Below are 12,786 nucleotides of genomic sequence, written 5' to 3' on the forward strand. Positions count from 1 at the left end.
TTTACTTTTCTCCTCACACTAATATTAATAATCTAATCTTATAATAGGTGTAGCGACATATATCATTGTTTTTTCTTCATTTTCGCTATACCTTATTCCTATATTTAAATTTACCTTATTTCCCAAATATTCTAAGTAATCAGTTTTTATCTCTTTACTAAAAGCTGTAACTGATACAAAGTTTTCATCTTCAACCCTATCTATTTCTTTAGCATTCATATTATATAATATTTTATCTAAAATATCATCATATTTGTATAGTTGTAACCTTTTTTTATATTCTCCAGCTATACATGTGTATATATCAACCTTATTACTAAAATTACTTAACGTTTCTTCTAGAACTGTATAAATATCCACTATATCTTTATATACTTTATTTTCTAATATGTCAACCATTATATATGACTCATTATTACTTTTATTTACAGCTATTATCGATATATTTCGATCACTTTCCTGTATATGTGCATATACCTGACTTTCACTGCTATTTTTATTCTTTATCCATTCAATTTGAGATTCTTCCAATCCTAAATTAGTAATTATATCCATGCATATACTTTTCATTTCATTTTCATTTAAGTTTCTATTTAGATATGTATTTCCCTTAATATTATAAAATTTAAATTCACTATTTATATTTTCAAAAGTATTTAACATCTGTTTATATCCATTGTTATTTGTGTCTCTTTTAACTTCTGCATAACTAATTGCTAACCCTAGTAAAAATATAGATACTAAACTCATAAGTAATATTATTTTCTTCATTGTTTTATACCCCCTACATATTTCATTAACTCATATTTCTAATTGTTAACAAAAAATAGTAAGTTATACAATTTTAAGAGTCCTACATAACCTATTACAAGTTGTTAAAATAAGCCTATGTAATTTTCTATATCATATTACATAGGCTTTTATTTTTTATTTACTATTCAACTGTAACTGACTTAGCTAAGTTTCTTGGCTTATCTACATCGCAACCTCTTTCAACTGCAACATAATAAGATAATAATTGAAGTGGTAAAACTGTTAATATACTTGATAATACATCATCTACATTAGGAATGTATATTACCTCATCAGCAGATTTCTCAACCTCTTTATTTTTCTCTTGAGCAACAGCTATAACATATGCACCTCTAGCTCTAACTTCTTCCATATTAGAAACCATTTTTTCAAATAAGTCTCCTTGAGATGCTATAGCAACAACTGGAGTACCTTTCTCTATTAAAGCTATTGTACCGTGCTTTAATTCTCCCGCAGCAAATGCTTCAGCATGGATGTAAGATATTTCTTTTATCTTTAAAGCACCTTCCATTGCTATATTGTAATCTAACCCTCTACCTAAGTAGAATGCACTGTGTTTTTCTTTTAATGTCTTAGCTACTTCTTTTATATGATTTTCTTGCTTTAATGCTTCTTCTACTTTTGAAGGCATATCTTTTAATTTCTCTATCATTTCATTATAGTATTCTCTAGTTATAGTTCCTTTCTTTATAGCAAAGTCTAGAGCTATCATGTAGAATGATACTAATTGAGTTGTATATGCTTTTGTAGAAGCAACTGATATCTCAGGTCCTGCCCAAGTATAGAATACATCGTCAGATTCTCTAGCTATAGATGAACCTACAACATTAGTTACAGATAATATTCTTGCTCCTCTTTCCTTAGCATATCTTAAAGATGCTAAAGTATCAGCAGTTTCTCCTGATTGACTTACTAATATTAATAAAGTTTTATCATCTATAAATGGATCTCTATATCTAAATTCAGATGCTATGTCTGTTATTACTGGTATTTTTGCAAATTTCTCTATCGCAAATTTACCTATAAGACCTGCGTGATATGCAGTACCACACGCTACTATATATACTCTATTTATATTATCTAAATCTTCTTTAGTCATTTTTATGTCATCTAAATGAATTTCTCCATTTTCATTTAATCTTCTAACTAAAGTTTCTTTTACACCATTAGGTTGCTCGTATATTTCTTTTAACATAAAGTGCTCGTATCCACCTTTAGATGCAGCTTCTACATCCCAAGTTATTTCGTTCACTTCTTTGTTAACAACTTCTCTATTTTCATTTAATATAGTCACTTTATCTCCAACTATATGAACAAACTCTCCATTTTCTAAGAAGTATACTTTTCTTGTATACTTTAATATAGCAGGTATATCTGATGCTATAAAGTTTTCTCCTTCTCCAAGACCAACAACTAAAGGACTGTCTTTTCTAACTGAAACTAATTCTTTATCATTGTCTTTGCATATAACACCTAATGCATATGCACCTCTTAGCCTTTGAGTTGCTTTATAAACTGCATCTAATAAATTACCTTCATAATATTTATCAACTAAGTGTGCAACTACTTCTGTATCTGTCTGAGATAAGAACTTAACACCTTCAGCTTGTAACTCTTCTTTTAATTCCATGTAGTTTTCTATTATTCCATTATGAACTACTGCTATTGTTCTATCCATATTAAAATGTGGATGTGAGTTAACATCTGATGGTTCTCCATGAGTTGCCCATCTTGTATGTCCAATTCCTAATCCTCCATTTATAGGATTTGTTTGTAAATCTTCAGCTAAAACTGCTAATCTACCTTTAAACTTTCTTATTTCTAACTCATTTCCAGTATTTATAGCAACTCCTGCAGAGTCATACCCTCTATACTCAAGTTTAGAAAGTCCTTCTACTAGAACTTCTGTAGCCATTCTATTTCCTAAATATCCAACTATACCACACATATTTGTGTCCTCCTAAAAATATTATTTTTTATATATTTTTAAGATTCAGGTCAGTTTACATAAGCTTTATTTTGTACATGTAATTACTTACATGTTTTGTTAAAACTTTCCGATGGTAAACACACCGCAGAGCATCCGCCGACAATTCGATAAACTCTGTCCTCGTCAACTTAGACTAAATGATTCTAAGTTCTGGCGCTTGTAAAGCGAATACTGAGATTTTTTCTCAGCATTACACTTGTTTTAATAGTCCTTGACCTATTAAAATATAGCCTCTCAGTATTCACTTTTCAAATTACGATAACTTCTCTTGTATTAAATTAGCTAAGTTTGTAGCTAATTCTTTTAATTGACCTTCATCTTTACCTTCTAACATAACTCTTACTAATGGCTCTGTTCCTGATGGTCTTATTAATACTCTACCTGAACCGTCCATTAATTTTTCTATTCTCTCTATTTCATCTTTTATTTCTGGAATTTCCATGTATCTATTTTTATTTTCATTTTTTATTCTTGCATTAACTAATACTTGTGGGTATTGAGTCATTACTGATGCAAGGTGTGATAAAGTTTTACCTTCTTCTCTAACTATTTGTGCTAGTACTAAAGAGCTTAAAACTCCATCTCCAGTAGTATTATAATCTAAGAATATCATATGTCCTGATTGTTCTCCTCCTAAATTATATCCACTGTTCTTCATTTCTTCTAGTACATATCTATCCCCTACACCTGTAGTCGCTAGATTTATATTATTTTCTTTAGCTGCTATAACTAATCCTATGTTACTCATAACTGTAACAACTAAAGTATCTTTAGCTAATTTATTGTGCTTTTTTAAGTATATAGCACTTAATATCATTATATGGTCTCCATCAACTATTTGACCCTTTTCATTTACTGCAATTAGTCTATCTGCATCTCCATCATAAGCAAGTCCTAGATCTGCATTATTTTTTACTACAGCTTCTTGTAGATTCTCTGGATGAGTTGATCCACATTTATCATTTATATTGTTTCCATCAGGAGTATTATTTATTGCAACAACCTCAGCTCCTAATTCTTCAAAAACCATAGGTGCTACTTTATAAGAAGCTCCATTAGCACAATCTAATACAACTTTTAAACCTTTAAAATCTGCATTAACTATAGTTTTTAAATAATCAACATAATCTCTAACTGCATCATGTTTGTGTAGTTTCTTTCCAACTCCACTTCCTGTTGGATGAACATCTACTTTATCTATATCATCTATATATTTTTCTATTTCTAACTCTATAGAGTCATCTAATTTATATCCATCAGCATTAAAAAACTTTATACCATTATATTCTACTGGGTTGTGAGAAGCTGAGATAACTACTCCACAGTCTGCATTGTAATGTTTAGTTAAATATGCTACTCCTGGAGTTGGTATAACCCCAACTGTTATTATATCGCATCCAACTGACATAAGTCCAGCTATAAGTGCAGATTCTAACATATCTCCTGATACTCTAGTATCTTTACCAACAACAACCTTAACTTTATCTTTCCCCTTAGTTAAAACATATCCTCCAGCTCTACCTAGTTTATATGCAAGGTCGCAGTTTAGTTCTGTATTAGCTATTCCTCTTACTCCGTCAGTTCCAAAATATTTTCTCATTTTAAAAAACTCCTTCCAACAATAAAGACTTTTACAGATTGAATATAATAATATATTATGTCCTTTTTAAGTCTTTAGTTCATAATTGATATTGTAATATGTTTAACAAAAAAAGACAATAGTATTTATACTATTGTCTTTTTTATGTCATCAATTAAAGAATTTTGACAAATAATCTTTAAGCAAGCGCTTCCTGAGATTTTATAGCTTCAGCACCTTTTGCTAATGCTTCTTTATTTAATGGTACAAATTTCTCTTTACTTGGTCCGAAAACTTTTTTGAAAGCTTCTAATACAGAGTCAACTTCTACACACTTATTTAACTCTAAATAAGCACCTAGCATTATCATATTTGCAACTCTTGGGTTTCCAAGTTCTAAAGCTAATTCATTAGCTTGTATATAATAAGCATCTACATCTGTTCTTTGAACTTTTTTCTCTATAAGTGAACTGTTCACTAGTATCTTTCCACCAGGAACAACATCTTTTTCAAATTTATCAAGTGAAGGTAAATTCATTACTATAGCACAAGTTGCATCGTCAGTTATAACTGGTGATCCTACTGGTATATCAGAAATTGTTACTGCACAATTCGCTGTACCTCCACGCATCTCTGGACCATATGATGGTAACCATGAAACTTCCTTTTCTTCAAGCATTCCTGCATAAGTAAGTAATTGCCCCATAGACATAACACCTTGTCCACCAAATCCTGCACATATCACTCTATCTGTAGCCATATTACTTCGCCTCCTCAACTTTAACATCTCTAACGTTTCCTATTGGATAATATGGCATCATATTATCTCTTAGCCATTGTAATGAATCTTGTGGAGTTAATCCCCAGTTTGTAGGACAAGTAGATAATACCTCTACTATACCAAATCCAAGACCTGCTAATTGAACTTCAAATGCCTTCTTTATAGCCTTCTTAGCTTTTCTTACATTAGCTGGAGTATCTACAGAAACTCTCTCTACAAATACAGCTCTATCTAATGTTCCTAACATTTCTGCCATTTTTATTGGAGATCCTTGTAAGTTTACATCTCTTCCGTTTTGAGCTGTTGTAGCTTTTTGTCCTGGTAAAGTTGTTGGAGCCATTTGCCCTCCAGTCATTCCGTATATAGCATTATTTACGAATATAGTCGTAAATTTTTCTCCTCTAGCTGCAGCATGAACTATTTCTGCTGTACCTATTGAAGCTAAGTCTCCATCTCCTTGATAAGTGAATACCACTTTGTCAGGATGAACTCTCTTTATTCCTGTAGCAACTGCTGGTGCTCTACCATGAGATGCTTCTTGCATGTCACAGTTAAAGTAATCATATGCTAAAACTGAACATCCAACTGGAGCAACCCCTATAGTATTTCCTAATACACCTAATTCATCTAATACTTCTGCAACTGTTCTATGTATTATTCCGTGTGTACATCCTGGACAGTAATGAGTTTGTTTATCTGTTAATCCTTCTGTTTTCTTAAATACAACTGTCATTATCTAGCACCTCCCATAGCTACTTCTTGAGACTCTTCTACTACTTGTCTAGCTTTATCTGCTATCTCTGATGGTGATGGTATCATACCACCTGTTCTTCCATAGAAGTGAACTGGTAATTTACCTTCTACAGCTAACTTAACATCTTCTACCATTTGACCCATACTCATTTCTACAGTTAATAAGTTTTTAGCCTCTGGTATTTGGTTAAATGCTTCAAATGGGAATGGCCATAAAGTTTTGGGTCTTATAAGTCCTGCCTTTATACCTTCTTCTCTTAATGTTTCTATTGTATTTTTAACGATTCTTGAAGTAGTTCCGTAAGCAACGAATACTATTTCAGCATCTTCTGTTTTATACATTTCATATGCAGTTTCATTTTTCTCTATTTCTTTATATTTAGCATCTAATCTTATACAGTGATCTTCTAGTGCTTTAGGATCTAAGTATAAAGAGTTTATTACATTTGGTTTTCTTTCCATCTTAGTTCCAACACTAGCCCAAGTTTTAGGCTCTAGTTCTCTATTTTTAGGCTGATTAAATTCTACTGGTTCCATCATTTGACCTATCATACCGTCTCCAACTACCATTACTGGAGTTCTATAATAGTCTGCAACTTCAAAAGCTTCCATTACCATATCAACTGCTTCTTGAACTGTTGCTGGAGCATATACAGGAGTTCTATAATCTCCATTTCCGCCTCCTCTTGTTGACATGAAGTAGTCTGCTTGAGATGGTTGTATACCACCAAGTCCTGGTCCACCTCTCATTATATTAACTATAACGCATGGAAGTTCTGCCCCTGCTATATAAGTTATACCTTCTTGCTTTAATGCTATCCCTGGAGATGATGATGAAGTCATTACTCTAGCACCTGCACCTGCAGCTCCATAAACCATATTTATAGCAGATACTTCTGATTCTGCTTGAACAAATACCCCTTCATTCTTTGGTAGTTCTCTAGACATATATTCTGGTAACTCATTTTGTGGTGTTATTGGATAACCGAAGAAGTATTTACATCCAGCTTCCATAGCTGCTTTTCCTATCGCTTCGTTACCCTTCATAAGTATCTTAGCCATTTTAATTCCCCCTTAAGTTTGTATTTAGTCTCTCTCAACTGTTATAACTGCATCTGGACACATAGTTGCACAGTTTGCACAACCTATACATTTTTCAGCATCTGAAACAGTAGCTGGATTATATCCTTTTTTGTTTATTGTAGCTTTGTCTATTTCTACAATCTTAACTGGACATGCTGCAACACAAAGTGCACACCCTTTACATAAGTCTTGGTCAAAAGTTACTTTTCCTTTAGCCATATTAATTTAGCCTCCTTGAACTGTATATATTCTAAACCTCTGCTACATCCAGCATTCCCTCATATATAAATTTATAGGGAATACTTCACCCTCTATAGAGTTTGGAAGTTGAGGTATCAAGCTTTCCAAGCAAGTAACATATCTTATTGGAATATTAGTTAATTTAGAAACTTCCTTTACTAGTTCTTGTCCTCTTAAAATATCATCTATAGTAGTTTCTCTAACTAAATGAGTATTGTTTATAAGACCTGTTACTTTAAGTTTTGATGCATTTTCAATTGATCTTATATGATCTATAACTTCTTGTGCAGTTTGAGTTTTTTCTCTATTTGCATTTACTACACAAAACATGTCATATTCATCTGGATTTAATAGGTTGCTGAATCTACCTAAAACTCTAGCACCTACATCATCCCCTCCTACATCAATCACATAGTTATATGATTTATCATATATAGGCGCTGTAACTTGTGCAGACACAGCCGGTAAATCTAGTGTAGTAGCTTGAATTGAACTATCTATTGGAAGTATATTCTTAGATTGTAAGAAATCTCTTTTTTCTCTAGTTCTAAAGTAAACATTTACTATATCTAAATCAGATATAGCAACTTTAGTATCAACAAGATTTCTAAGCTTTGTAACATAATTCATAGAAAATTCGCTCTTACCACTTCCATAATGCCCTATAATGATTCTTACTCTTTTGTCGTTTGTTATCATGAAATCACCTTTTATAAAGAGTTAGCTATAGCTAATTCTTTTCCATATATTTTAGCTTCTTCTTCTTTATTAAGAACTCTAAGTCCACCTTGTGCTAAAGCTATCATTTCATCTTCACCAGGGTAAACCTTTACCTCAGCTATAAATTTGACTTTTTCTATAATCATGTTAGTGAACATCTTAGAATAAGCTATACCACCAGTTAATAGAATTGCATCAACATTTCCATCTAAAACTGCTGCACAAGCTCCTATTTCTTTAGCAACTTGGTAAGCCATAGCTTCATATACTAATTTAGCTTTTTCGTCTCCATTTTCTATCATAGATTCTACTTCTCTACCATCATTAGTATTTAAGTATCCAACTAATCCTCCATTACCTTTTATTCTTTTCTTTATATAATCAAGTGAATAGTCACCACTGAAACACATTTTTACTAAATCTCCTACTGGAAGTCCTCCACTTCTCTCAGGTGAGAATGGTCCTTCTCCATCTAGAGCATTTGCAACGTCAATTACTGCACCTTTGTAATGAGCTCCTACAGATATTCCTCCGCCCATATGAGCTACTATAAAGTTACACTCATCATACTTTTTATCTAAGTCTTTAGCTGCTCTTCTAGCTGTTGCTTTTTGATTTAATGCATGGAATATACTCTTTCTAGAAATTTCTGGTATTCCTGATACTCTAGCAACATCATTTAACTCGTCAACAACAACTGGGTCAACTATATAAGCAGGTATATTTACACTATCACCTATTTCCTTAGCTATTAATCCCCCTAAGTTAGATGCGTGTTCTCCTAGAACTCCTACTTTTAAATCTTCTATCATTTCATCATCAACACTGTATGTACCACCTGTTATAGGCTTTAAAAGCCCGCCTCTACCTACTACAGCATCTAAGTCTGATATTTTTATTCCGCCTTCTTTTAAAGCGTCTTCTATAACTTGTTTTCTGAATTCAAATTGATCTGATATTTTTTCATATTTTCCTATTTCTTCTGAAGAGTGTCTTAGTGTTTTCTCAAATAGTAATTCTTCATTGTCAAAAACAGCTATTTTTGTTGATGTAGATCCTGGATTGATTGTTAATATTTTAAATATATTCTCCATATTAAGCCCCCTGTATATTTTCTATTTAGCTTTTGCTGCCATTAATACGCCTAATGCTATAGAATTTAACTTAGTTTCTTCACTATCTGCTCTCGAAGTTAATATTATAGGTGCTTTAGCTCCAACTATAACTCCTGCATTTTTAGTTTCTGAGAAGAATACTAGTGATTTATATAATATATTTCCAGCTTCTATATCTGGTGCTAGTAATATATCTGCTTTACCTGCTATTGGATGATCCATTCCTTTATGTTTTGCAGCTTCCTCTGATACTGCATTATCTAGAGCAAATGGCCCTCCTACTATACATCCTTTTATTTCTCCATTTTTACACATGTCTTCTAAATCCTTAGCATCTACTGTATCTTGCATCTTTGGATTTACTTTTTCTTTAGCGCATATAGCTGCTACTTTAGGTGTTTCTATATCTAATGCATGTGCTACAACACAAGCATTTTCTATTATTTGCTTTTTACCTTGAAGGTCTGGTGCTAAGTTCATTGCTGCATCAGTTATGAAAAATAATCTGTCATATCCCTTTACATCAAACACTGCAACATGACTTAATATATTGCCAGTTCTTAATCCTATCTCTTTATCTAAAACCGCTTTTAGTATAATTGAAGTATCTACTAATCCCTTCATTACCATATCAGCTTTACCTTCAGATACTAATTTTACTGCTTTTAGAGATGCTTCCATTAAATCTTTCTCATCTATTAACTCATATGAATCTAAATCTATATTTAATTCTTTTGCTATATCTTTTGTTTTTTCTATATCTCCAACTAATATTGCATTAGCTATACCTTCTTTTTTTGCCATATCAACTGCTATTAAAACCTCTTTATCTTGTGAACATGCAACTGATATAGTTTTAGGTCCTCTTTCTTTTGCATATTTAATTACATCATTAAAACTTCTCAATACTTCACCCCATTTTATAATGAAATTGTTTTCCTTTACATTTTTATCATATAACTAAAATAAAAAAGATGCAACAAAAAATTATTTATTAACATTAGTAATTTTTTGTTGCATCTTGTTATATTTCTTTATATCTCAACTGTTTGAGGGTCTATCTTTACACTTTTAAAATTATATTTGCTTTTATATTTTATAGTATATTTTGAACTTTCCTGCGTGTTTTCTGTCATATCTACATAAAGTTGTATATCATCTTTCGTTAAATTCCCAAGTTCATCAGAATATGTAGCTATTACTTTTATATCATCTGGTATTTTACTTAAATCAATCTCTTTATCTGCATCACTTTCCTTAGTGATAATTTCTAAATTAGATTTAGATATTATAAACTCACTTGTTATAGTTTTGTCTATCTTTATCTTAACCGTAGAGGCATCTTCATCAATTTTTATACCTTCAGGTATGTCTAACGCTACTTCAATACTATTTGCACTTTTTAGGTCTTCAGCTTTAACTGGTTGTGTGTTTATACTATTTATCTTATCTATAACTTCTTTTTTACCTTCTATCGTCACTTCTTTCGGAGAAATAGCATAATCTTTAATATCTATAGATGAGTCTACATTTCCTTCTACTTTTAAATTTATAGGCACTACTTTTTCTTCTAAAAATTTAACTGTAGCTACTACAAAATCATCTTCTAGTTCTACACCCTTAACTTCTTCTCCAAATTTATCTATAGGAGTAAGTTTTAATTTTGTGGAAAAATCCCTATCCTTTCCATAAACATCTAAAGTTGCTTTCACACTAGTTACTTTATTAACAACACTTCTAGGTCCACCTACATTTACTGTCTTTTTATTTGTTTCTATATTGTCTACATTAGTTTTTGATTTTCCTTTTACTTCTACTTCTATACTTCTTTTCTCATTTACAACTTTTTCTAAGTCAACAGTTATAACACTAGGCTTTATATCGTATTTATTTACGCGCTCTGGTAAATTAGCTTGTAGATAAATTGCATTTTTACCTTCTTTTGGATCATCTAGTCTTCCATAAATATATATATTATCTCTATTTATTTGTCTAAGGCTAGATAGATTACCTTTTATAGCTATATCTGCAAATAATTCTTCCTTGGGGTATATAGCTAATCCTTTATCTTCTAATACACTCATATTTGTTATAGTTATAGGGATATCACCAAATGTTCTAGTTTCTACAGGATCTTCTACCGTCATAACATATAACCATAAAACTAGGGCACTAAGTAAAGATATTAACTTTATCTTAGTGTTGTTCTGTAACTTATTTATCATCTAAATATCCCACCTTTGAAAAAACCTTTTTCTTGATTTTGATTGCTAGATTTTAAATTACTACGTAATATGTTAGTTAATCTTTCTTTAGTCATATTTCTATAAAGTTTTCCTGATTTAGCTATAGACACAGCACCAGTTTCTTCAGAAACTATCAAAGATAAACAATCTGAAATTTCACTAACTCCTATTGCAGCTCTATGTCTTGTCCCCAAATCCTTACTTAAATCTTTACTTTCAGTAAGAGGAAGAAAACATGCTGCAGCTTTTACTTTTCCATCTCTAATAACTACAGCTCCATCATGTAAAGGAGTATTAGGAATAAATATATTTATAAGCAATTGTCTAGAAATTTCTCCATCTATTATAGTCCCTGTATTTATTACTTCCCCTATCTTAGTATCTCTCTCCATTATTATTAGTGCTCCTATTTTTTGTCTTGATAAAGAATATAAACACTCAACAATTTCTTCTATATTTTTATTTAACATATCTTCTGTTAAATTATAATTATTCTTACCCAAAAAAGTAAATTTAGTTCTACCTATATATTCAAGTCCGGATCTAAGTTCTGGTTGAAATATTATAAGTACTGCAATTAACCCAACTGTCAATGTATTCTCTAGCATCCAATACAGTGTATGTAAATTAAATACTTCACTAACTTTAGTTGCTACTAATAAAAATAGCATTCCTTTCAAAACTTGTTCTGCCCTTGTATCTTTTATAAACGTATACACTTTATAAAAGATATATGTAACTATAGCTATATCTACCATATCTGGTATGCTAACATGTTTAGCCAAGCTTAAAAAACCTTCCCAAAACGAATCTATATTAAACAAAGTTTTTATCCTCCTGTTTATAATACTTAAAGCATTTACAATATGTATTATACTATATTAATCTAGCTATATTCAATTTATAATACATAAAATAATTTTATATTAAAAAAAGAGCTTCACTAAAGTGAAACTCTCTTACACAATTGGTGAGCGCACAGGGATTCGAACCCCGGACACACGCCTTAGAAGGGCGTTGCTCTATCCAGCTGAGCTATGCACCCACGATATAATGGAGCGGGAAACGAGATTCGAACTCGCGACTTCAACCTTGGCAAGGTTGCGCTCTACCACTGAACTATTCCCGCATATTAATTGGCGACCTGGAAGGGACTCGAACCCTCGACCTCCAGCGTGACAGGCTGGCATTCTAACCAGCTGAACTACCAGGCCGCATATTTGGTGGGATTAACAGGGCTCGAACCTGTGACCCCCTGCTTGTAAGGCAGGTGCTCTCCCAGCTGAGCTATAATCCCACAATAATGGTGACCCATAGGGGAATCGAACCCCTGTTACCGCCGTGAAAGGGCGGTGTCTTGACCGCTTGACCAATGGGCCATATTACCTAGCTACGTCCTACTCTCCCAGGCAGCTTCCCACCAAGTACCATCGGCGCTAAAGAGCTTAACTTCTGTGTTCGGAATG

General features: G+C 32.1%; 12 protein-coding genes, 5 tRNA genes and 1 rRNA gene. All 18 read right to left on the reverse strand.

What is annotated here, in order from left to right:
• Nucleotides 1-24: 24 nt before the first annotated feature.
• A complete protein-coding gene (locus ACEXNK_RS15000; RefSeq protein ID WP_373599838.1) occupies nucleotides 25-771 on the reverse strand; it encodes a YwmB family TATA-box binding protein in 747 nt (248 codons plus the stop codon).
• Between the two features lie 163 nt (nucleotides 772-934).
• The gene (glmS, locus tag ACEXNK_RS15005; protein ID WP_373599837.1) at nucleotides 935-2,761 is read right to left on the reverse strand and encodes a glutamine--fructose-6-phosphate transaminase (isomerizing); all 1,827 of its coding nucleotides are present in this window, start codon (nucleotides 2,759-2,761) and stop codon (nucleotides 935-937) included.
• Between the two features lie 295 nt (nucleotides 2,762-3,056).
• Nucleotides 3,057-4,403: a phosphoglucosamine mutase gene (gene glmM, locus ACEXNK_RS15010; protein ID WP_373599836.1), complete on the reverse strand. Its 1,347-nt coding sequence runs from the start codon at nucleotides 4,401-4,403 to the stop codon at nucleotides 3,057-3,059.
• Between the two features lie 178 nt (nucleotides 4,404-4,581).
• Complete coding sequence (locus tag ACEXNK_RS15015; protein ID WP_373599835.1) at nucleotides 4,582-5,142, reverse strand: 2-oxoacid:acceptor oxidoreductase family protein; 561 nt, start codon at nucleotides 5,140-5,142, stop codon at nucleotides 4,582-4,584.
• Between the two features lies 1 nt (nucleotide 5,143).
• Nucleotides 5,144-5,896, reverse strand: coding sequence for a thiamine pyrophosphate-dependent enzyme (locus tag ACEXNK_RS15020; protein WP_373599834.1), 753 nt, complete (start codon nucleotides 5,894-5,896; stop codon nucleotides 5,144-5,146).
• Entirely contained in the window at nucleotides 5,896-6,978 is a 1,083-nt protein-coding gene (locus ACEXNK_RS15025; RefSeq protein WP_373599833.1) for a 3-methyl-2-oxobutanoate dehydrogenase subunit VorB, read from the reverse strand. The genes ACEXNK_RS15020 and ACEXNK_RS15025 overlap by 1 nt, the downstream gene beginning before the upstream one ends.
• Nucleotides 6,979-7,002: 24 nt before the next feature.
• Nucleotides 7,003-7,218, reverse strand: coding sequence for a 4Fe-4S binding protein (locus tag ACEXNK_RS15030; protein WP_373599832.1), 216 nt, complete (start codon nucleotides 7,216-7,218; stop codon nucleotides 7,003-7,005).
• A gap of 42 nt (nucleotides 7,219-7,260) precedes the next feature.
• Nucleotides 7,261-7,938, reverse strand: coding sequence for an ATP-binding protein (locus ACEXNK_RS15035; protein ID WP_373599831.1), 678 nt, complete (start codon nucleotides 7,936-7,938; stop codon nucleotides 7,261-7,263).
• Nucleotides 7,939-7,949: 11 nt separating this feature from the next.
• Nucleotides 7,950-9,053: a butyrate kinase gene (buk, locus tag ACEXNK_RS15040; RefSeq protein WP_373599830.1), complete on the reverse strand. Its 1,104-nt coding sequence runs from the start codon at nucleotides 9,051-9,053 to the stop codon at nucleotides 7,950-7,952.
• 21 nt (nucleotides 9,054-9,074) lie between these two features.
• Entirely contained in the window at nucleotides 9,075-9,980 is a 906-nt protein-coding gene (gene ptb, locus ACEXNK_RS15045; protein WP_373599829.1) for a phosphate butyryltransferase, read from the reverse strand.
• Nucleotides 9,981-10,108: 128 nt separating this feature from the next.
• Complete coding sequence (locus ACEXNK_RS15050; protein ID WP_373599828.1) at nucleotides 10,109-11,299, reverse strand: CdaR family protein; 1,191 nt, start codon at nucleotides 11,297-11,299, stop codon at nucleotides 10,109-10,111.
• Entirely contained in the window at nucleotides 11,296-12,144 is an 849-nt protein-coding gene (gene cdaA / locus ACEXNK_RS15055) for a diadenylate cyclase CdaA (protein ID WP_373599827.1), read from the reverse strand. The genes ACEXNK_RS15050 and cdaA overlap by 4 nt, the downstream gene beginning before the upstream one ends.
• A gap of 144 nt (nucleotides 12,145-12,288) precedes the next feature.
• Nucleotides 12,289-12,365 (reverse strand) — tRNA-Arg (locus ACEXNK_RS15060).
• Between the two features lie 9 nt (nucleotides 12,366-12,374).
• Nucleotides 12,375-12,449, reverse strand: a tRNA-Gly gene (locus ACEXNK_RS15065).
• A gap of 8 nt (nucleotides 12,450-12,457) precedes the next feature.
• A tRNA-Asp gene (locus ACEXNK_RS15070) sits at nucleotides 12,458-12,534 on the reverse strand.
• A 7-nt stretch (nucleotides 12,535-12,541) separates the two neighbouring features.
• Nucleotides 12,542-12,617: transfer RNA gene (locus ACEXNK_RS15075), tRNA-Val, on the reverse strand.
• A gap of 7 nt (nucleotides 12,618-12,624) precedes the next feature.
• Nucleotides 12,625-12,699, reverse strand: a tRNA-Glu gene (locus tag ACEXNK_RS15080).
• Nucleotides 12,700-12,704: 5 nt separating this feature from the next.
• Nucleotides 12,705-12,786 (reverse strand): 5S ribosomal RNA (gene rrf, locus ACEXNK_RS15085); the annotation flags it as partial.

Origin of the sequence: Paraclostridium bifermentans (assembly GCF_964259345.1) — a bacterium.
In the GTDB taxonomy this organism is placed as follows: domain Bacteria; phylum Bacillota; class Clostridia; order Peptostreptococcales; family Peptostreptococcaceae; genus Paraclostridium; species Paraclostridium bifermentans_B.

What these genes read in the sequence shown, in the direction of transcription:
- ACEXNK_RS15025 (WP_373599833.1), bottom strand. Translation starts at nt 6,978, where the DNA reads ATGGCTAAGATACTTATGAAGGGTAACGAAGCGATAGGAAAAGCAGCT.
- ACEXNK_RS15015 (WP_373599835.1), bottom strand. Translation starts at nt 5,142, where the DNA reads ATGGCTACAGATAGAGTGATATGTGCAGGATTTGGTGGACAAGGTGTT.
- ACEXNK_RS15030 (WP_373599832.1), bottom strand. Translation starts at nt 7,218, where the DNA reads ATGGCTAAAGGAAAAGTAACTTTTGACCAAGACTTATGTAAAGGGTGT.
- buk (WP_373599830.1), bottom strand. Translation starts at nt 9,053, where the DNA reads ATGGAGAATATATTTAAAATATTAACAATCAATCCAGGATCTACATCA.
- glmS (WP_373599837.1), bottom strand. Translation starts at nt 2,761, where the DNA reads ATGTGTGGTATAGTTGGATATTTAGGAAATAGAATGGCTACAGAAGTT.
- ACEXNK_RS15020 (WP_373599834.1), bottom strand. Translation starts at nt 5,896, where the DNA reads ATGACAGTTGTATTTAAGAAAACAGAAGGATTAACAGATAAACAAACT.
- glmM (WP_373599836.1), bottom strand. Translation starts at nt 4,403, where the DNA reads ATGAGAAAATATTTTGGAACTGACGGAGTAAGAGGAATAGCTAATACA.
- ACEXNK_RS15035 (WP_373599831.1), bottom strand. Translation starts at nt 7,938, where the DNA reads ATGATAACAAACGACAAAAGAGTAAGAATCATTATAGGGCATTATGGA.
- ACEXNK_RS15000 (WP_373599838.1), bottom strand. Translation starts at nt 771, where the DNA reads ATGAAGAAAATAATATTACTTATGAGTTTAGTATCTATATTTTTACTA.
- ACEXNK_RS15050 (WP_373599828.1), bottom strand. Translation starts at nt 11,299, where the DNA reads ATGATAAATAAGTTACAGAACAACACTAAGATAAAGTTAATATCTTTA.